Annotated in this window: 16 protein-coding genes; 6 read left to right on the forward strand and 10 right to left on the reverse strand. The window is 56.2% G+C overall.

Annotated elements, in window-relative coordinates; genetic code table 11:
- Nucleotides 1–26: 26 nt before the first annotated feature.
- The 5 genes from SR894_RS14760 to SR894_RS14780 are packed head-to-tail and all read right to left on the reverse strand — an operon-like array spanning nt 27 to nt 4,938.
- The gene (locus SR894_RS14760) at nt 27–1,253 is read right to left on the reverse strand and encodes a metal-dependent hydrolase family protein (protein ID WP_223287988.1); all 1,227 of its coding nucleotides are present in this window, start codon (nt 1,251–1,253) and stop codon (nt 27–29) included.
- Between the two features lie 47 nt (nt 1,254–1,300).
- Nucleotides 1,301–2,608: a TRAP transporter large permease gene (locus tag SR894_RS14765; protein ID WP_223287989.1), complete on the reverse strand. Its 1,308-nt coding sequence runs from the start codon at nt 2,606–2,608 to the stop codon at nt 1,301–1,303.
- A gap of 10 nt (nt 2,609–2,618) precedes the next feature.
- Entirely contained in the window at nt 2,619–3,119 is a 501-nt protein-coding gene (locus SR894_RS14770) for a TRAP transporter small permease (RefSeq protein ID WP_223287990.1), read from the reverse strand.
- Nucleotides 3,116–3,745, reverse strand: a complete 630-nt coding sequence (locus SR894_RS14775; RefSeq protein WP_223287991.1) for a TetR/AcrR family transcriptional regulator — start codon at nt 3,743–3,745, stop codon at nt 3,116–3,118. The genes SR894_RS14770 and SR894_RS14775 overlap by 4 nt, the downstream gene beginning before the upstream one ends.
- A 56-nt stretch (nt 3,746–3,801) precedes the next feature.
- On the reverse strand, nt 3,802–4,938 hold the full coding sequence (locus SR894_RS14780) for a C4-dicarboxylate TRAP transporter substrate-binding protein (protein ID WP_223287992.1): 1,137 nt from the start codon (nt 4,936–4,938) through the stop codon (nt 3,802–3,804).
- Between the two features lie 174 nt (nt 4,939–5,112).
- Between SR894_RS14780 and SR894_RS14785 the strand changes: the two genes are divergently transcribed.
- From SR894_RS14785 to SR894_RS14810, 6 genes are all read left to right on the forward strand, one after another.
- Nucleotides 5,113–5,835, forward strand: coding sequence for an AzlC family ABC transporter permease (locus tag SR894_RS14785; RefSeq protein WP_223287993.1), 723 nt, complete (start codon nt 5,113–5,115; stop codon nt 5,833–5,835).
- Complete coding sequence (locus tag SR894_RS14790; protein WP_223287994.1) at nt 5,832–6,143, forward strand: AzlD family protein; 312 nt, start codon at nt 5,832–5,834, stop codon at nt 6,141–6,143. Before SR894_RS14785 ends, SR894_RS14790 begins: the two co-directional genes overlap by 4 nt.
- Before the next feature lie 314 nt (nt 6,144–6,457).
- Entirely contained in the window at nt 6,458–7,741 is a 1,284-nt protein-coding gene (locus SR894_RS14795) for a tyrosine-type recombinase/integrase (RefSeq protein ID WP_223287995.1), read from the forward strand.
- A 102-nt stretch (nt 7,742–7,843) separates the two neighbouring features.
- Nucleotides 7,844–8,377 (forward strand): hypothetical protein, encoded by a 534-nt coding sequence (locus SR894_RS14800; RefSeq protein ID WP_223287996.1) that lies wholly within the window; start codon nt 7,844–7,846, stop codon nt 8,375–8,377.
- 101 nt (nt 8,378–8,478) lie between these two features.
- The gene (locus tag SR894_RS14805; protein ID WP_223287997.1) at nt 8,479–8,691 is read left to right on the forward strand and encodes a helix-turn-helix transcriptional regulator; all 213 of its coding nucleotides are present in this window, start codon (nt 8,479–8,481) and stop codon (nt 8,689–8,691) included.
- 147 nt (nt 8,692–8,838) lie between these two features.
- On the forward strand, nt 8,839–9,150 hold the full coding sequence (locus SR894_RS14810) for a hypothetical protein (protein WP_223287998.1): 312 nt from the start codon (nt 8,839–8,841) through the stop codon (nt 9,148–9,150).
- Between the two features lie 778 nt (nt 9,151–9,928).
- On the opposite strand, the gene SR894_RS14815 is transcribed toward SR894_RS14810, so the two are convergent.
- The 5 genes from SR894_RS14815 to SR894_RS14835 all read right to left on the reverse strand — a co-directional run bounded on the left by SR894_RS14815 (nt 9,929) and on the right by SR894_RS14835 (nt 18,421).
- Nucleotides 9,929–10,630: a M48 family metallopeptidase gene (locus SR894_RS14815; RefSeq protein WP_223287999.1), complete on the reverse strand. Its 702-nt coding sequence runs from the start codon at nt 10,628–10,630 to the stop codon at nt 9,929–9,931.
- Nucleotides 10,627–14,031: a type I restriction endonuclease subunit R gene (locus SR894_RS14820; RefSeq protein ID WP_223288000.1), complete on the reverse strand. Its 3,405-nt coding sequence runs from the start codon at nt 14,029–14,031 to the stop codon at nt 10,627–10,629. The genes SR894_RS14815 and SR894_RS14820 overlap by 4 nt, the downstream gene beginning before the upstream one ends.
- A gap of 26 nt (nt 14,032–14,057) precedes the next feature.
- Nucleotides 14,058–15,215 carry a hypothetical protein gene (locus SR894_RS14825; RefSeq protein WP_223288001.1) on the reverse strand — a complete coding sequence of 386 codons (1,158 nt, stop codon included), beginning with the start codon at nt 15,213–15,215 and terminating at the stop codon, nt 14,058–14,060.
- A 17-nt stretch (nt 15,216–15,232) separates the two neighbouring features.
- Nucleotides 15,233–16,474, reverse strand: a complete 1,242-nt coding sequence (locus SR894_RS14830) for a PDDEXK-like family protein (RefSeq protein WP_223288002.1) — start codon at nt 16,472–16,474, stop codon at nt 15,233–15,235.
- A 117-nt stretch (nt 16,475–16,591) separates the two neighbouring features.
- On the reverse strand, nt 16,592–18,421 hold the full coding sequence (locus SR894_RS14835) for a GmrSD restriction endonuclease domain-containing protein (RefSeq protein WP_223288003.1): 1,830 nt from the start codon (nt 18,419–18,421) through the stop codon (nt 16,592–16,594).
- Nucleotides 18,422–18,464 lie beyond the last annotated feature (43 nt).

The following is an 18,464-nucleotide window of genomic DNA, read 5'->3' on the forward strand; positions in this document are numbered from 1 at the left end:
GTTTTCTTAAGCAGTATTAAGTCTGACTAAAGTACATTTTTGTAAGCCACTCCCCCTTTCATAATCAGCATGAGCTTCTCATCCGGCTGAGTAAGAACATTAATGTCATCCAAGGGATTATCTTTAAGAACGATTACGTCTCCCCTTGCGCCTGGAATAATCTCGCCAAAATCACCGGTGTGACCATAGGCGTCGGCGGCGTGGCTTGTCGCTGCACGAATCAGTTCATCGGTGGGCACCACGTCCTTACGCAAATTAAATTCGTTGAGCTGATGCCGCTGCATCCGACCCAGTAAGTCAGAGCCATATAGCATTTTAACCCCATGACGTTGAGCCATTTCCAGTGCCTTACCGCCAGCATCCAGCACATCATAAACCTTGCGCTGTAGATGCTCGGCCATGCCCGCCTCTACACCTTCCTTCGCTAGGGCATCGTAGGTGCAGAGGGTCGGAGTAAGATAAGCGTCATACTCAAGAAATAGCCGACAGCTCTCCTCATCCATGAGGTTGCCGTGCTCAATGGTCTTGACGCCTCTGGGGATAAGCCGGTTGATAGCACGCGCCGTATAAGCATGGGCCATGGTGTGAATATTGGCGGCGGTGGCTTCTTCCACAATGGCATCAATTTCCTCAAGCGAAAACTGAGTGCTGTCGATACGGTCGGTAGGTGAAGAAACGCCGCCAGACGCCATAATTTTAATCTGGGTGGCGCCCTTTCTGATCTCGTCCCGGGCGGCCCGGCGTACTTCGCTTACACCATCGCAAACACGACCTAAACCAGCGCAGCAGAAGCAGCCTTCAAAGGTTTGTTGGCCTGGGCCGCGCATATCAGCATGGCCGCCGGTCTGGGAGAGCGCATTCCCTGCGTACATGATGCGCGGGCCGACCAGAGCACCCTCGTCTACAGCCTTGGCTAGCCCGTAATCTGCACCGCCAGCATCACGCACGGTCGTGAATCCGCGCATCAACATAGCTTCCAGCAGCTCGCTTGATTTGGCACCGACATAGAAAGGCGAGAGCGTCTCAAGCAATGCAAAATTGGGTGTGATTGCCGTGACGTGGACATGCGAATCAACCAAGCCGGGCATCAGGAAGTGGCCCTGAATATCGATGACTTGATCATCACTGCCCTCTAGTGGCGAATCGCTCACATCGACGATACGGCCATCCTGAATGCGCACCTGCTGGTTAGCGAGTACTTTTCCGTTGCGCGTGTCGATGACGTTGGCATTGATAAAGCGTGTCGTTGTCATGAGTATTCCTTGTGAATGTTCTTGTGAATGTTCTTGCGAAAGTGGCGTTAAAACATTTTTTGAGGGAGGTAGAGCGAAAGCGCTGGAATCAGCACGATCAACAACAGGGCAACAACATCCATGACGATGAACCAGGTGACGCCCTTGAACACTTCAGACAGGGTGACGCTATTGCCCAGGGCTCCTTTGATGACATAAACATTGAGCCCGATAGGCGGAGTGACCAGCCCCACTTCAAGCAGCTTGACGACGATGATGCCGAACCAGATCAAGTTAAGGTCTGCGCCTTCTACTAAAGGCAGGATTAGCGGCAAAGTGAGCAGCAATAAGCCAATGGAGTCGATAAACATACCCAGCACAAGATAGATCACTGCCACAGCGAGAATGATCCACCAGGTCTCGGTGCTGACACCGAGGATTATTTCGGAGAAAGCAGCGGGCACGCCACTCATGGCTAGAAAGCGAGTGAAAAACAGCGACCCGATGAGAATAATGAAGATGCTGGCCGTGCTTACCGCCGTGCTAACCAGCGCTTCACGAATGGCCGCCAAGGTTAGCGTGCGCCGCGCAAAGGCGATCAGAGCAGCTATGGTTGTACCCACAGCCCCCGCCTCGGTAGGCGAGAAAATACCCATAAAAATCCCGCCAAGCACGGAGCCGATCAGCAGCGGCAACGGCCAGATATGCTTAAAGGCATCCCATTTTTCGCCCCAGCTAGAGCGCACATCAGTATTGCCCGCCAGGCTGGGGTTAAGCTTGGTTCGCACCATAATCATGGCGATGTAAAGCAGCGCGGAAAGCACACCGGGGATGAATCCCGCCATAAACAGTTGACCCACCGACACCTGGGCATAAACGCCATAGAGCACCAGCAGAACGCTTGGGGGGATCAGCGAGCCGAGTGTTCCCGATGCGGCGACGGTACCGGTGGCCAGCCCCTTGTCGTAGTTATGCTTGAGCATTTCAGGCACGGCAATACGCGACATGGCCGCCGATGTTGCGACGCTTGAACCCGAGGCGGCGGCAAAGAAGGCAGAGGCCATAACACTGGAAACAGCCAGACCGCCAGGAAGGCGCGCCAGATAAAGGCGCATGGCATGAAACAGGCCTTGGGTCATATTGGTGCTGGTACACAAATAGCCCATGAACAGGAACATAGGTGCAGCAGTCAGCTCCCAGGTACCTGCAAAGTCGAATGGAGTGGCCGAAATCATCCCCCAGGCCACGCGCATACTGGTCATTTCACCAATGCCGATGATCGACACCAAACCTAGTGCAACGCCGATTGGCACGCGCAGGGCGATCAGGGCCAAGGCGATGGCAATGCCTGCCACGCCTATCTCGATATTACTCATTAGGAAACTCCTACAGGGCTTGGCGTTGTTGCAGCGCCTTAATCATGTTGGCGAGGATGGCCAGACACATAGCCGCGAAGCCAACCGGTAACGCCCAACGACTGGGCCATAGATAGAAGGTGAAATTGGCCATGGCCGTTTCCATTCGAACCGTAGCGCGTACGGCATCTAGATAGCTCTGGTAACAGAGCATGCCGAAGTAGAGGAGCCCAAGGGCGCAGGCGAAAAGGTAAAGCACCAGTTGGACGCTAGACGGAAGCCTTCCCACCAGCACATCCACGCTGATGTGTTCCCGCTGAAGCTCCACATAGGCGAGCGGCAGAAAGACGACGGCGACCATGTAGTAAAAAGAGACAAACTCCAGAGTGCCGGTAAAGGACTTTCCGAATAAGTAGCGCAGCCCTACATCAAGTGAGACATGCAGCGCCATAAGCACTAGAAATAGCGTCGCAAGCACCATGGCGCTTTTGGCGACCCATTGGCTCAGCGATTCGACGTATTTGGCGATCATACCGGCTGCCCTCTCTTCGCATCTGAGGCAGAAAAACCCAGTTCCAGAAGCGTCTCTTTCCAGAACAGCAGCATATCGCGGTAAAGTTCGGGGTCATCACGCCAGATGCTTTGTGCCCCCATACCTCGCATCATGCATAAGGTGGCATTCAGGGCGACTCGATTCTGATGTGATGTGTGATTTGAACTAGCGACCAACTGCTCCCAGATCTGCTCCAAAGAGTCATTGAACTTCGACCCCAGGGTCACGAGCACTTTCATGATATCGGGATCGGTACGTGCATTAGTGAGGTATTCAAGGGTCACCATATAAAGGTCGCCCTTAAAGTGCTCATGGAGTGCCTGTAGCAAGTTGTCAAAGTTGAGCTCACCCGCCTTAACTTGCGTGGCCATATCCCTTACGCTTTCGACTTCGCGACTCAGCAAGTCCTCAAGCGCCGCCTGCATCAACAATGTCTTAGAGGGGTAATGGTGAACTAAAGCGCCACGGGAAACGCCTGCCAGACGTGCGACATCCACGGTGGAAGTGGCACGAATGCCCTTCTCGAGAATGCACTCGATAGTCGCTTGCGTGACCCGAGCCTGGGTTTGGCGTGAGCGTTCTTCTTGATTCTGTCGCTTCGTCATAGCGAACCCTTATTTGGCCTAGGCCGCCTCAATGTGGCGGCCTCAGTGTTGCAGCGTTAATAGATTCCGTAGTCAGCAGGAAGCTTATTGTAGATCTCTTCCATGGCCAGTTCGGCCAGTGCCTCTTCGTCTTCGCGATCAACTTCGCTGATTAAGGTATCCCACTTTTCGTAGGTCGCGATAAAATCATCAATCAGCGCTTCCGGGTCTTCAACACCGTACTCATCACGGGCCTTATCGTAGACATTGGCCAAGGCCTCATCGCGGAAAGTCTCCACAGACGCCATCAGATCCTCTTCTGGCTGGAAGATGTTGTTGCCATGGGCAGCAGCTTCTTCCAGTGCGCTTTCAGAAGCGTTGAGGAACTGGACGATCATGCGTGTCATTGCGTTGGCCGTCGCCTCTTTAAAGACATCGCGCTCTTCATCGCTGAGGCTTGCCCAGAAGCCCGAATTGAAGCCCCACTGAGGCCCAGACCAATACATGCCGGTGGGCAGCAGCGTCGTGTACTCGGCGACTTCCCAAAGAGACCGATCGATCAAGTCATTAGGCGCATTCGTTGCACAATCTAATGACCCCCGATCAAGGCCGCTGTACATCTCACTGGAAGGCACATTAACCGGTGTTCCTCCCGCCTGTTCGACCCAGGCAGAAACAGTCGAGCCTGCGGTACGAATACGCTTACCGCGTAGCTCGTCAAGATTGCGGACGGGCTCGCGGCAGAACAGCACATAGGAAGGCGTGCTGTAGGCGCCCAGGTAGACAATATCCAGCTCTTCCCACTCGGCCAACTGAGTGGGATTATTCAGGCTGAAGTCGGTCACCGCCAGAATGGCAACCAATGGGTCATCATAGTTAAACCCCAACTCCTGCACGGCATTCGCTACCGGCATTTCAGAAGGCGTATAAATAGCGGCATGGTGAGCCACCTGAACCACGTTATCCTGGATGCCCTGCAGGTTAGCCCGCGGTGCCAGCAGCACGGTGCCAGTATAAACTTCGGGTTGTAGTTCTCCGTTCGAAAGTTCCTTAACCATTTCGGCCCACTCGATGTAACCATAACGTGAGTGAGGGTGTTGCTGGTCATAGAACGAATTGGCAATAAAGGATGTTGAGGCGTTAGCCGAAGCAGCAACGGCAGGCAAGACCATCGCCGCGACAGCGAGTGTTAGCGTATTACGTGTGAATTTCATATAGTTTCCCGGGCCGATTTAATCGGCTGTTTTTTTCTGTTGTATTGCTTCATGTTATTGACACGTCACCCAATGTGGCGCGTGCACATAATTCAATCTAGACTTCAAACAACAAAAAAACAAGCAGGTCTGTTTGTTTTTGATGCAACCTGCTTCGCGTAGAAAGGTTAAGTAATGAAAATAAAAGAAAATCCTACTCGGCTTGATATTGCGGGCACCTGGCGAGGGATTCGCATGATGCTGCCTTTGGCGGTTTTTACGATCGCTTTTGGATTGGCGTTTGGCGTAGCCGCTGTGCACCAGGGGTTGGCCGGCTGGGAAGCGATGCTAATGAGCCTGTTTGTCTTCGCGGCTCCATCGCAATTTGCTGCCCTAGAGATGTGGCATTCGCCTCTGCCACTGCTTGCTCTGGCGGCGGTCACACTCGCGATTCATACCCGGCATATGCTGATGAGTGCGGCGCTCTACCCCTGGCTCAAGGCGTTACCTCAACGCCAGCAATTCGCTATGGTGATTCTGCTAACCGACTCCAACTGGGCAATGGCGCTGGGAGAGTATCAGCGCGGCGAGCGAAACCTGGGCATTCTTCTAGGTGGCGGGATCGCGCTGTGGGGCGCCTGGGTCATCGGCACGGCGGTAGGGTTAGCCTTTGGCGGAGGCATTACCGAGCCTGAACGCTTCGGCCTTGATGTGATCATGCTGTGCTTTCTGCTGATGATCGTTGTCGGTGGAAACACACGAGCAGCAATGGCCCTGCCCTGGCTGGCAGCAGCGGCGAGTGCATTAATGGCGTACTGGTGGTTGCCGCCTTACCTACATGTGATGGTGGGTGCCATTACCGGTGGCGTGGTGGCCGTATTGTTGCCTGGACGCTGGTTAAGGGAAAGCGCCTCATGAGCCCATCACCCGTATGGCAGTCGTTGATAGCCATCACGCTAATGGTGGTAATTGCTTATGGCTCCAGAGTGCTGGGGCTGCTAATCATGTCACGTGTGCCGCTAGGCCCACGCGTTCGCCGATTCGTCGATGCCATGTCTAGCTCAGTCCTGATTGCCGTTATTACGCCTATCATCGTGCATGGGGATGGTGGCGTTCGGCTCGCGGCCGTTGCGGCGGGTACGGTGGCGGTAGTGATGAGGAATCCGTTGGTATCGATTGCTACGGGTATGCTTTGTGCTGCGGGTTGGCGCTGGTGGGTTGGGTAATATTGGGGGACTTGAAAGTTTTAGACGTGCGCAGGGCGTAACTAGAATCAGATATACCGCAGCTCCAGGGACTAATTACTCCCTGCTTTTGAAATAGGTAAATATAGAAATGGTGGGCCCAGTAGGACTTGAACCTACGACCAAGGGATTATGAGTCCTCGAAATGGACTTTTACGTCATTTACCAGAACTTGAGGAAGCACAGCATTCCTTTGAATATAAAGAACTAACGCTCCCAACAATCCCTTTGTCGTTTGCGCTCATTTGAAGTAACCTGCTTCCTATGTGCTTCCAAATTCGGCGAGGTGATTACTCATGGCGACTGGCCTAAACGCCATCAAGACAGTTATTGAGGCGCTGGAAACCCCAGCACAAACGGCTGCCCTTCACTTCTTCACCGATCCGCCTGGATTCGGCATTCGCATAACACCTACTGGAAAGCGCACCTTCTTTTTCCAATACCGGTGGGCTGGCAAAACTCGCAAGCCGAGCCTTGGCCGCTATGGCGACATCACGCCCAAACAAGCGCAAAAGCTGGCGCGAGAGTACGTGGGCAAGTTGAGTCGTGGTGAAGATCCCCAAGCCGAGCGCGCCGCCGCTGAGGCTAGGTCTCTTCGCGAAGCAGCTGAGAAACAATGGACACTGGCTGCCGCCATCGACTCGTATCTGGCAGAGCGTAAGCTGAAAGACTCGACCCGCTACGATATGGGGAGGGCCTTCAAGGGGATAGAGGATTGGAAGCGTCGCCCCGTGCAAGACATCACTCCTGCCATGGTGAAGGAGCGCCATAAGAAGCTGAGCGCCTCCAGCGAGGCTCGCGCTAACTTGGCCATGCGCTACCTGCGCGCCGTGTTGAACCATGTCATGCACGAAGCTCAGGCAGAAGGCTTCACCCTCCTGGACGCCAACCCGGTGGATACGCTAAGCCACCGCAAGGCATGGAACACTATCAAGCGCCGCCGTACATTCATCCCACCGCACAAGCTGGGCACATGGCTAGATGCCGTGTCCACCCTAGACGAAATGCCAGACTACGCACCCGGCACCGGCAGACATCATCAGAAGCTCAAGAACGGTGCCATGCAGCGCGACTTCCTGTTGCTGGTGTTGCTGACCGGACTACGCCTAAACGAAGCCAAGGGGCTGCGCTGGGACGATGTGGACATGGAGGGTCGCACCTTAACTATTCGCGATTCCAAGAACCACGACGACCACACCCTGCCGGTAGGCGATTACTTAGCCGCCTTGTTGAAGCGTCGCCGTGACGAATCCGGCGCCGAGTATGTGTTCAGCAGCAAAGCCGGTCACCGGTTGCACAATCTGCGCTACGCCTTAGCGCGTATCGAAGAGCACACCGGCATGCACGCTACCTGCCACGACCTGCGCCGCACCTTCGCCACTATCGCCGAATCCATGGGGCTGAGCGCTTACGCCATCAAGCAAGCCTTGAACCATCGCACCAGCGCCAGCGACGTAACCGCAGGCTATGTGCAGGTGACGCCAGAGCGACTGCGCGACCCCATGCAGCGCATCGAAACCTTCATTTTGAGCCATGGGCATCCCCAGCGTGGTGCAAAGGTAGTACAGCTACGCGGCTAAGGCCGCACCGTATTGGCTGGCTAGGGTCGCTCCCGAAAACATGGCAACTCCAACATGCTCTGCCAGCCACCCTTATTATGGAGTTTGCGAGGAGTCGCGCTGATGGATATTTCCTATTCGGATTTTGTGTATTTATGCAGAATACGTGATCCGCAGAACATTGATCCAAGCTACGAGCTAAGAACAGACGGTGTCTATGTCAAAGATATCCCTTCTGACATACATTTGGAGCCTGGTGAGAGAGCCGCGCATACTGAGCACCCAACAGGTGACCTTACTCAGCCCTGTTTGAGGTTTCCATGTAACCTTGAACAGCTCCAGGAGTTTCTCGAGTGGTCGGGTATGTATGGATGTATTGACCCTTTTGATATGGCAGATTGGGTGAAAGAAAAGCTGAGCAAAGCTGTCAGAAAGACCTCAACGCAGCAGGTAAAGCCTTCGCACCTTTTGACGATTGCAGCTCTGCTGGAGTTGCTAAAAGACAGTGTAAAGCCTCGCTACAATCAGTCTGCCATCATCGATAGCATTGTCGATAATAATAAGTATGTGCGAGGACTAAGCCAGGGCAATCTTGAGCCGATGTTTGGAGCTGCAAATAAAGCACTTGAGGAAGCTAGAAAAAATTCTCTTCCATAAGCCTGAAATTGCAATTGCAAAAACCGGCACTGCAATTGCAATGAGATAGCTCTGTGACCTATGCACCATAGCCCTGTGTTCAAACGACATGGGGCTTTTTCATGAATACTACCGCTTCCTTCCCAACCCTGCTGGATCAAAAGCAGGTTGCCACATATCTCGGCAAGTCCGTTGCCTGGTGTGAGCGCTCCCGCTGGGATGGCACCGGCCCTCGCTTCATCAAGGTAGGCCGCGCCGTTCGCTACCGTGCCGATGATGTACTCGCCTGGCTAGAAGCCAACACCCACACTAACACCAGCGAGGATTTGAAATGATCCTTCCCCTGCTCACTCTAGGGTTTAGTGCGATAACTCGCTGGATGTTTGCAACAAGCGCTCAATTCCACATCTTTAGCCTCGAAACCGCCTGCCAGCGCCTAGCGTGCTGGCTGTTCACCTTGCCCATCAAGAAAGGGTCTGCCCATGAGTAAACATACGGTTTGCCCGCGCGCTTTCCGCCTAATGCTGGCATTGCTGAGCGCCCCGCGCACTCGTGAAGAATGCGACAAACTAGCACCATCCAGCAACTCGCCCCATTACATCGGCGTACTAAGAGAGAAAGTGAAGCTGAAACTGCCATGTGAATACATACCGTTCGTAACCAGCGATGGCATCAAAAGTAGATATGGCCGCTACTATGCTACATCGGATGACAGAGCCAAGATTCGCGAGTATCTGCACAACGTGGAAGCCACTAACGATTCGCAAGAAAAAGCCCCGCTTGGGCAGGGCTAAAGCTTTCTATCATTTGGGCAGTGCATGGTCATTGTAGAGCGTGTAAGCGCCACCGGCCAGCCTGCCCCTTAATAGGAATTTAGACGGCATGGCCAAGAGAAAAAATAGCCTGCCCTTCGATAGCAGGGGAGGCGTGGTTACGATCCAGAGACGTCTGTTGAGGTCTGACGCCTATAAGAAGATATCTCCTCAAGCAAAGGTATTGCTGCATCAACTGCACTCCCATTGGAGGCCAGACAGGGCTATAGGATTCGGTGTCCGCGAGGCAGAACAAACCATCCCCTGCTCGCGAAAAATAGCTATGCGCGCCTTCAAGGAACTACAGGAAGCAGGATTCATTGTTATGGTGGAGGAAAGTCTGTTCTGCTCACGTGCACAATCAAAAACGCGGACTTGGCGCCTCACCTGGATGCCATGGAACCACCTTGCACCCACGAATGAATGGGAAAATCAGCGCTATGCGTAAAATTTTCACCGGTGCATAAATGACACCTGTGGAAGTTCAGAGGTATCATTTATGCACCATTGGGACAGTTTTTTAGGTGAACAGGTGTCGTTTATGGCACCTGTGACTACGGTTTTTGAAAGGTAGAGGTGTTGTTTTTACACCACTCCTACATTGCCACCCTATCTACGCCCATCCCCCAACTTCCACAGAGTCATCAACACATCCTGTTGTATTAGAAGCACCGTAATCTTACAGACCTGCCTATTTCATTCAATTGCCCGTTTTCAAACATGGATGAAGCTTATTCAGATTAACTAGCAAGGTTAATTTTTAAAGCCCCTCTACCTCGATGCCATGCCGTGCAAGCCACCTCTTGCGCTGTTCATAGTCCGGCATGGCACGCTCCAAGCGGTGCCAGAAAGCCGGAGTGTGGTGAGGCTCGTGCAGGTGCATCAACTCATGGACGACGACATACTCGGCGATATGGCGCGGCAGCAGGATAGTCTTCCAGTGAAAATAGATCCTATAGCCCTTGCCGCAGGAACCCCAACGATAACCGAGATCTTGCACCTTCACTCCGGCGGGCTCGACCTGCATGCGCTGGGCGTGCTCCTTCACTTTCCTAATCAGCCAGTTGGTAGCGCGGAGTGTGTACCAGCGGACGAATTGCTCGCGGGCATCAACCAACGCATCCTCGCGCAGCTGGAAGCGGCCGGCGGCGAGCTTGAGCGGCACGTCTTGGGCGTCTTTGGGAACTCGCTTGAGCCGATAGCTGCGCCCCAGATAGAAAAACCCTTCGCCGTTGACGTACTCCTTGCGCGGCAGCTGGCGACGGCTCTCGGCCTTCTGCGCCAGCTTCTGGTAGATCCAGTATCGCTTCTCGACCACGAAATCGCGTAGCAACTGCTCATCGGTATCGCTGGGAGCCGCGATAATCAACTCCCCTTCACGGTCTACCGTGATCTCCAGCGTCTTGCGCCGGCGACTCTCGCGCACCTCAAAGGTGAGGTCGTCCACGTCCAACCGTGTCATGCATCCACCAACTTCGCCTGGTTACTTCGCGCCAGGTCAAAGAGCCGCTCGGCGACGGCCTCAACCTCACTCGTCGGCACCAGGCCACCCATCATCAACCGCGTGAACAGGTGCTGCTTGAGGCGCTCCTGGTCCGGAATGTGCGAGGGTTTCCAGAAGTCGGGGATCGAGATTTCCTCCTGGATCAGCATTACCAGTTCCTCTGTAGTGGTCAGCAGCTGACGAGCGGTGCCGTCGTCCATCTGGTTTACCTCGAAGCCAGCGCTCACCATCAGCTCGCGCCAGAAGGGCTCGGCGTGGGCCGGTATGTCGGGAATGTCTTCCCCTTCTACCCGAGCCCCGTCGCGCAATTGCTGAATCAGCCCCCGCAGGGCCTCCACCTGCTCGTCCCACTGGCCATCGAGCTGCTGAAGCAGGTCGGCCAGTCTCTCGCTCAGCCGGCCGTACTTCACGGGATCCTCGTCCAGGTACTTGCGCACATGGGAGCGGATGGCGTGCTCCATCTCAGAGGCCTTGGCGCGGTCACCGACCTGGCGGCCGATATGCGCATCGAACTCGGCGTCGGTGAGCTGCACGGGGGGAATCCGCGGGTCGATGCCCAATGAAATCACATAGTCATCAATGAGCTTGCGCACTTTGTTGCCGATGTCGCGGCCGAGCTCGGGAGTATCCTTGTAGCGGTTACGCGCCAGGGCGTGGAGATAGGCGAGCTGCTTGGCGTCGTTGACGAACTCCAGCCCCTCGGGGCGTGGCAGCACATCATCCAGGGTGCGATTGAATTCCTTGAGCTTGACCACGAACTCGGCGCGCAACCGCTCGTCCGCCAGCGCTTGTACCGCTTCTTCAGTATCGGCCAAGCTGTCCACGCCTTGGCCGCGCAGCACGTCGATGACGCGCAGATGACGGTCACGCAGCAGCGGGATCTCGTCCTTGAGGCTCATCAGTGCACCGTCGATGTCCTCATCGCTGTAGGCGGCCAAGGCCTCCTTGAGGTGGTTGGCTACACCGAAGTAGTCCACCACGATGCCGTGAGTCTTGCCGTGGCCGGTGCGGTTAACCCGGGCGATGGCCTGCAGCAGCTCCGCTTCTCGGATCGAGCGATCCAGGTACATCACACCCTCGATAGGCGCGTCGAAGCCGGTCAGCAGCATACTCTTGACGATTAGGAAGGCCAACGGGTCGTACTTTTGCGGGTCCTGTTCCTGTCGATTCTTGGCCGCCTCGCTGGAAAGCGGCGGCAAGGGTTTCTTGAAACGCTTGATGTGGCGCTCAACCGCGGTGCGGTCGCTCCACTTCGCCCAGGCAGAGTCGTCATTGTTGCCGCTGCTGAACACCACGGCGAACTCCAGCTGACGTAGGATCTCACGATAGCGCCAGGCCTGAATCGCTGCCTTGACCCGTGGCGGGCGGATCAGCAGCTGTGTGTCGTCCAGCGCCTTGTCCTCGGGGGTGAGCGCCATGGCATCTTCCAGCAGCTCGGCCTTAGCCTGCTCAAGAGCTTCGTAGTAGCGCAGGGCAGCGCGCCGGCTATAGGCCACCAGCTGCGCCTTGTAGCCGTTGGGTAAGATATGCGTTACGTAGTGGCGCAGCATATCTTGGGCCTTCTCCTGGATCAGCATTGGCGCCTCGAAGATCTGCCCCTTGGTGGCGTACTTCTTCTTGATCACCTCCAGCTCGCCCTTGGTGTGCTCTCGAAATAGATCCTCGAACAGACCGTCCAGGCTGGCGCCATCCTTGATGGCGCCCTTGGCGGTGCGCCCCTCGTAAAGTATCGGCACCGTGGCGCCGTCCTGCTCCGCCTCCTTGATGGTGTAGCGGTCGATGTACTCACCGAAGATATCGTGGGTGCGCTTCTTGTCACCCATGATGATGGGCGTCCCGGTGAAGCCGATGCGGGCGGCGTTGGGCAGCGCACGCATCATGTTGGCGTGCAGGTCGCCGGCCTGGGTGCGGTGAGCCTCGTCCACCAGGATCAGGATGTCCTCGCTTTCGTTGAGCACCTCGAAGGGCTCGCTCAGGGTGGGCTTGCGGGGGGTGGTACCGGCACGGCCAGGTTCAGCCGCATCGCGCCGACCGTCATCCAGTCCGTGGTGGTCACCCTCGTAGCTGCCGGCCTCGGCTTCTTCTTCGGCGTCGTCGTTGGTGTCGGCATCGGGCAGCGTCTGGTCGCGGTATTTCTGGACTGTCCCGAACACCAGGCCGGGGCCGTCCCGTGCCAGCAGCTTCTTGAGGGTTGCGGTGTTGCTCGCCTTCTCTACGCTCTCACCCGTCAGCTCGGCGGTGGCAGAGAGCTGAGACTGCAGATCCTTGCGGTCGGTGATCACCACCACCTTGAAACGCCGCAAGCTAGGGTCGCTGCGCAGCTTGCGCACCAAGAACACCATGGAAAGACTCTTGCCGCTGCCCTGGGTGTGCCAGACGATGCCGCCACGTCGGTCGGACTCGCCATCCTCGCGCCGGGTCTTGCCGCTCTTCAGCCGCTCTATGGCGCGGGTCACGCCGCGGAACTGGGGGTAGCGGCACACTAGTTTGATTTCCTGGCCACCCAGGTTCATGAACAGGGTGTAGTGGCGCACGATGTCCAGCAGATTGTCACGGTTGAGCATGCCGGCCACCAGGCACTGCTGCGCGGAGAGGTCGGCCACGCCCAAGTCGATGGCCACCTCCACCTCGCGTTGCGGTGCCACGGTTTTCCAGCTCAGGTAGTGGGCGAAGCCGGCGCCGATGGTACCCGCCCGGGCCTCATCGAAATTGCTGGCCACCAGGAACTGGCTGGTAGCGAACAGCGCCGGTGCCCCTTCATGTTCCTCTACCTCGACGTCCAGGTGGCGCTGGTCATGATAGCGGCGCAACTGGTCCACCGCCTGGCTGATGCCCTCCGGCACGGTGCGGTTCTTGCACTCCACCACTACCAGCGGAATGCCGTTGACGAACATCACCAGATCCGGGATCACATGGCCCTTGCCCGAATCGTGACCCGGTGGGCACTTCACCTTGAACTGGTTGACCACGGTGAAGACGTTGTTGACTGGCGTTGCCCAGTCGATGTAGTGCAGGGACTGGCCACGGCCGCCATCCCAGCCCTCCAACCCCTCCACGGGCAAGCCACCCAGCAACAGCTCGGTGGCAAGCTTGTTGGCCTCCATCACCTTGCTCGCTGGCAGGCGGGTAATCGCGGACACTGCCTGGTCGAGGCGGCTGTCATCAAGCCAGGGCTCACCGTCACGCAAGTTGATGCCGCGGAGTCGCTCGCGTAGAAGCGGCTCCATTACCACCTGGGCGAAGCTCTCGCGGTGGGTAACGGCGGGGTCATCCACCGAGCCGGCCAGGAACTGCCACCCTTGGCCGACCAGTTGGTCGATGAAGGGCTTCTCAACACCCGTGTACTCGGGACCTGCCATGCGTCACCTCTATCTGGCCATTGCCTTCAACCGCGGGCGGAAAGCGTTAACGAAATGGTTGAGCTGTTGCGCCAGCCACTCACGGCACTCGTCGTCCGTGGCAAAGTCACCCAGGCGGGCATAGATTGCGAACCCTGGCCGTTCCGGATCGCTCCCCATGCCTTCGTGAGTCCTCCGGGCAGCTCGGCTAAGATCTGCTCACGTTCCTCGTTGAGCCTGTCAAGGATATAGGGCAGCTCAGACTGCTTGCCGGTCAGGAACACCCCGCGCGAGCTATCTTTCATCGAGCGGAAGGCGGTAATCCAGATGCACAAATAAGGAAGCTGAACCCAAGCGTGGTTGCGGGGCCGGTAGGCCGGTGCCTCCTGCTCGGGATCATCGAAGCTGAAGCAGGTGAACGGCTCCCACCAAGCCCGCTCTTCAGTCATCGATACCGACTCGACCACGCTGCCGGCATCGTCCTCAACCTCCAGCAGACGGCTGGTGCTGTCTTCCCGCACGTTCACAAAGGTTCGCTCGATGATCTCGGTCCTGGCGACGACGCGAGGCTGGACCACAATGCCCTGCTCACCGAACTGGTATAGCGCGACCTCCACCAGCCCGAAGCTGAACCCCAAAGCGGCATTGCGGGTAATTAGCTCGGCCATGCCGTTGATGCCCTCGCGGATGCCGTCATCGGCAATCAATAGCAGTAAGCGCCCCTTGCGCAAGGCGCGCGCCGTGGCGTCCACGAAGGCGGCCTCGTCCAGGTCCGGCTGCAGCTCGCGGGCGACCTCGAACGGCACGTTGCCCGTGCGTTGGGTCGCCGAGGCTACCTGACGCTGAAGGTCTGCATAACTCCAACGCGAGACGGCGCGGGCGTAGTCCAGAATCTGGGCGATGACCTTGTGGCGCGCCTCGGGGTTACGCCACAGTTTGCACTCCACCAGCGTCAGCCTACCCGCGGGGCTGATAAAGACGGCGTCCACCGAGCCCGCTTCGGTCTGCAACCCGGTGCACAGCGGCACTAGGGGAGCGAAGGAAGGATCGACCTCCTCGATAGGCAACAGGTCCGAGTACTCGGCCAGCAGGTCGCGCAGCCAGGCCTCGTTGCGACCATCGGTGAAGCCCAGCTGCACCTTGCGAGCCGTTTCAAAGTCTCCATCCGCCTGCCGTCCGAGAAGGATATTTCCGTATGTGGGCATCGGCTCTTCCGGCTCTGTTATTTGCTACCTAGCGTTTTAGCCTTTGCGGCTAGCTCAACCTGATGCGCCACCATGTCCTCAATCAACGAGCGACGTATCTCGTCGTCAAGCAAACCAACGGCTGCGCCATTGAAATCATAGAAGTTGATGATCTTTTCGTTATCACCTGCCGCCGGGTTGTAGTAGTAGCAGACCAGCCAGCTAGCTTCTCTATCAGCAAAAGCATTTCCTTTGCCCATTTCCTTTCGGACCATCTCCCTCAGGTCAGGGGACGAAACGACAGCACCTGACTCGTCTTCAACTCTGAGTCCATAGTGAACGGCATGGTAGAGATTGACGTAGAGAAAGATATTCCTGTTCTCTACCTGGCATACCGGCACTTTGATGCCGATATGCTTGCTGTTCCTGTTCTTCGTATAGTAACCCGCGGAAATGGTCCTGATGCTCTTTCCACCGTAAACGCTCGGCGTGATCCCAAACTTGGCCTCGAGTGCTGCTCTCAGTTCTTGCCAGAATACTTCCTGTACGGAGGCCTTGGCCTTGAGAAGTGACTTCTCGACATGCAAGGCTTCCTTGAACCGCTCGACGTCGCTTTTCAGCTCGCCGGCCACCAAATCGTTCATAGTTCCTCCATTCCCTGACAGATTACGGATAAGTTGTCGATATTGCTGGATGGCATGCGCCACAGCCGGCTTATGTTGGCTTCTGTCGATACATTTTTGTAACCAGTTTGAGATGTCGTACGCGAACGATAGGCAGACGACTTCGTCTGTGCTCAACCCTTGCAGGCTGATGGTGGAGGGTCTTTTCCCATGCAGGGTCAAGTACGCCAAAGTGACGGCCTTTTCCCCCTCTGCCCGACGTTGAAGCTCGTGGTAATAGTCATGGAGCTGAGCTTTCTGGTCGGCCGCATCAATCTTCAGCTCGATACCGACAATATCGGTGGGGGATTCGATGACCATATCGACTCGACGCTTCTCTTCTGTGGCCAGTTCACGACTGACTCGATAGCGGCCTTCACAAGAGTGCTGAATACCCAGCACGCCCTTGAGAAACAGCTGCAGGAAGACGCTACCCTCGCCATGCCGACCCTGGGGATTCAATAGCTCATGTAGGAACCTGGAATGAGTCTCCGCTTCGTTTCGATGCACCCTGAGAATGGAGAAGATATTGAAGCGCTCCCCATGCTTATTGGCCTTCTCTCGAGCCTGGCTGACCACCTCTACTAGGTCATCGGTCATTACCAATTCGTTAAGCAAGTAATACTCCTTCCTCGTTCAAGGCAGCGCCTAGCTGGCCACTGCGCATAGCGGCTTTTGTTTGTTTCGCTGACGTTGATATTTGTCGGCGGTGTACTGGGTTCGCTTTCGAACTGCCTATGTATCAGCCACAGCCACTTCCAGAGCGCCTTCATTCGAACCGACCAGCGACTTCTTGCCCATGGCCTTTTCGATGATCTCGAGTAGAAGACGTTTGCGCTGCTGGTAGAAGGCGTCGAAGTCATCAGCGCGCAGGGCTTCGGTGGGAATGCGGTGCCCTTTCAGAATGGCGTTCATGGCCTCATCGCCAAGCTGGACCTGCTCATGGCTTTGTAGACGATCCAGGTATTTGGAGGGTGCATCGCCACCAATCATACGGTTGGCTTTATAGGAAATAGGCGTCTTGTTAATAATGGCGTCGTAGACGCGCGGTGCGATTTTTTGCGCCTCGCACCAGGCACGAGGAAAGATATGGTGGATATCCAATTCCACGCCCTGATTGTCCAACTCTTGAATATCGCCCCTCCAGAAGAAGTCCTCGGCACCCTCGCGCAGAATTAATACGTTAATACCCTTGTAGGCAGCACTTAGACGGCTACGCAAGGTTTCAAGTCTAGAGGGATCGAAAGAGGCGTCAATCACGGTGCGCGGCATAACTGCATCGTCAGCAAACCAATTCATCAGCTCTTCTAAGTCGAGGGCGATTCGGGTTTCTACCGCGCCGCCGTAGAGCTCACCTAACACACCGCTCCAGTACCAACGAGACAGCTTCTGGTAGATGCGCGGCTCGCGCCAGCGATTACCTAGCAGAGTCATCACCGCTGCTAGGGGCACCAACTGGGTGGCATAGGGCAACTCGCGGCGGTTATAGAAGCATTCCTTGAGCAAGAAATAAGATGCTTCGATAAAGCCCTTCTCGACGTCATCAGCCCAGTCCTGATAAGACGTTAAAGGCAGGTCCAACACTGCAGCACGCTTGGCGCTGACCGGGCGCACCTGCTTGCCTGTTTTGCCATTCTTGAGGTCTTGCAGCTTGCGCTCTCGAGTATGGAGCATAGTGATGGCTTGGAGCAGGTCGGTGCTTTGAACGTCCTTAAGCAGCTCGTGCTCTTCGAAGCGGGCTTTGCGCGAGAGTACCTTGCGGATATCAGAACCGAACCAGTCATCGCGTAGGTTATAGCCTTCCGCTGCGTAGCTGGCGGTAATCAGCTCGAATACCGACAGCTGCACTCCACCGGTATTGACCTTCTCAAACACCAGGCAGACTGCTTCCTTGGATGTTTCCTTTTTAAGTTCGATAACCGGTAGCTGATAGGAAGAAAAGGCACTGAGAACCTTTTCCTGGAACTCAAAATAAACTCCTATCTGTTCCTGATTGAACTTGAAAAGGTCACTAGCCCAATCATTGGGCGATAGTAACTTGTCGCAAGGAAAGTAGAGCTGCTCGCATTCGAGCTGGCGGGTGGAGAGATCCAGATCCACCTTACGACCGAAATCGCTACGCTTCTGGCGGGTCTCGTCTACCGCGACGATGGCATCTTCCAGCCGATCCTCCCCTTCCAAGGCGATACGGATGTCGAAGTAGTAATGGCGCTTGATGTCCTTGCCCTTGGCGGTGCGGGTATCCACCGGGGTAGGGAGTCCCACCGCCTGGGTCAGGCTGGTGAGGCGCTGCTGGCCGTCAAGGATCAGCTGGTCCGGATCCTGGGTGACGCTGTCGGGGTCGATGCCCTCCACCGGTCGTGTCTCGAAGCGCACCTCGCCGCCGGTCTCCATCAGCATCACCGCCCCCACAGGGAAAGATCGGGCGATGCTGACCAGCAGGCTCTGCACGTGGTCGTCGTCCCACACCCAGCCGCGCTGGAAATCGGGGAGCTGGATCTTGCCGGCGGTGATGTCCTTGAGTAGCTCGGGTAGCGAGCGCTTGGTGCTGTCGAAGGTGGTCATAGCGGTTCCCTGTGCTGATTTGATTTTGGTTTTTGTTGTCGGC

The organism is Vreelandella neptunia, from assembly GCF_034479615.1.
Classification (GTDB): domain Bacteria; phylum Pseudomonadota; class Gammaproteobacteria; order Pseudomonadales; family Halomonadaceae; genus Vreelandella; species Vreelandella neptunia.

Bases quoted from the DNA above. Each gene is read 5' to 3' on its own strand.
- SR894_RS14760 (WP_223287988.1), bottom strand. From the start codon at position 1,253: ATGACAACGACACGCTTTATCAATGCCAACGTCATCGACACGCGCAAC.
- SR894_RS14765 (WP_223287989.1), bottom strand. From the start codon at position 2,608: ATGAGTAATATCGAGATAGGCGTGGCAGGCATTGCCATCGCCTTGGCC.
- SR894_RS14770 (WP_223287990.1), bottom strand. From the start codon at position 3,119: ATGATCGCCAAATACGTCGAATCGCTGAGCCAATGGGTCGCCAAAAGC.
- SR894_RS14775 (WP_223287991.1), bottom strand. From the start codon at position 3,745: ATGACGAAGCGACAGAATCAAGAAGAACGCTCACGCCAAACCCAGGCT.
- SR894_RS14780 (WP_223287992.1), bottom strand. From the start codon at position 4,938: ATGAAATTCACACGTAATACGCTAACACTCGCTGTCGCGGCGATGGTC.
- SR894_RS14785 (WP_223287993.1), top strand. From the start codon at position 5,113: ATGAAAATAAAAGAAAATCCTACTCGGCTTGATATTGCGGGCACCTGG.
- SR894_RS14790 (WP_223287994.1), top strand. From the start codon at position 5,832: ATGAGCCCATCACCCGTATGGCAGTCGTTGATAGCCATCACGCTAATG.
- SR894_RS14795 (WP_223287995.1), top strand. From the start codon at position 6,458: ATGGCGACTGGCCTAAACGCCATCAAGACAGTTATTGAGGCGCTGGAA.
- SR894_RS14800 (WP_223287996.1), top strand. From the start codon at position 7,844: ATGGATATTTCCTATTCGGATTTTGTGTATTTATGCAGAATACGTGAT.
- SR894_RS14805 (WP_223287997.1), top strand. From the start codon at position 8,479: ATGAATACTACCGCTTCCTTCCCAACCCTGCTGGATCAAAAGCAGGTT.
- SR894_RS14810 (WP_223287998.1), top strand. From the start codon at position 8,839: ATGAGTAAACATACGGTTTGCCCGCGCGCTTTCCGCCTAATGCTGGCA.
- SR894_RS14815 (WP_223287999.1), bottom strand. From the start codon at position 10,630: ATGACACGGTTGGACGTGGACGACCTCACCTTTGAGGTGCGCGAGAGT.
- SR894_RS14820 (WP_223288000.1), bottom strand. From the start codon at position 14,031: ATGGCAGGTCCCGAGTACACGGGTGTTGAGAAGCCCTTCATCGACCAA.
- SR894_RS14825 (WP_223288001.1), bottom strand. From the start codon at position 15,215: ATGCCCACATACGGAAATATCCTTCTCGGACGGCAGGCGGATGGAGAC.
- SR894_RS14835 (WP_223288003.1), bottom strand. From the start codon at position 18,421: ATGACCACCTTCGACAGCACCAAGCGCTCGCTACCCGAGCTACTCAAG.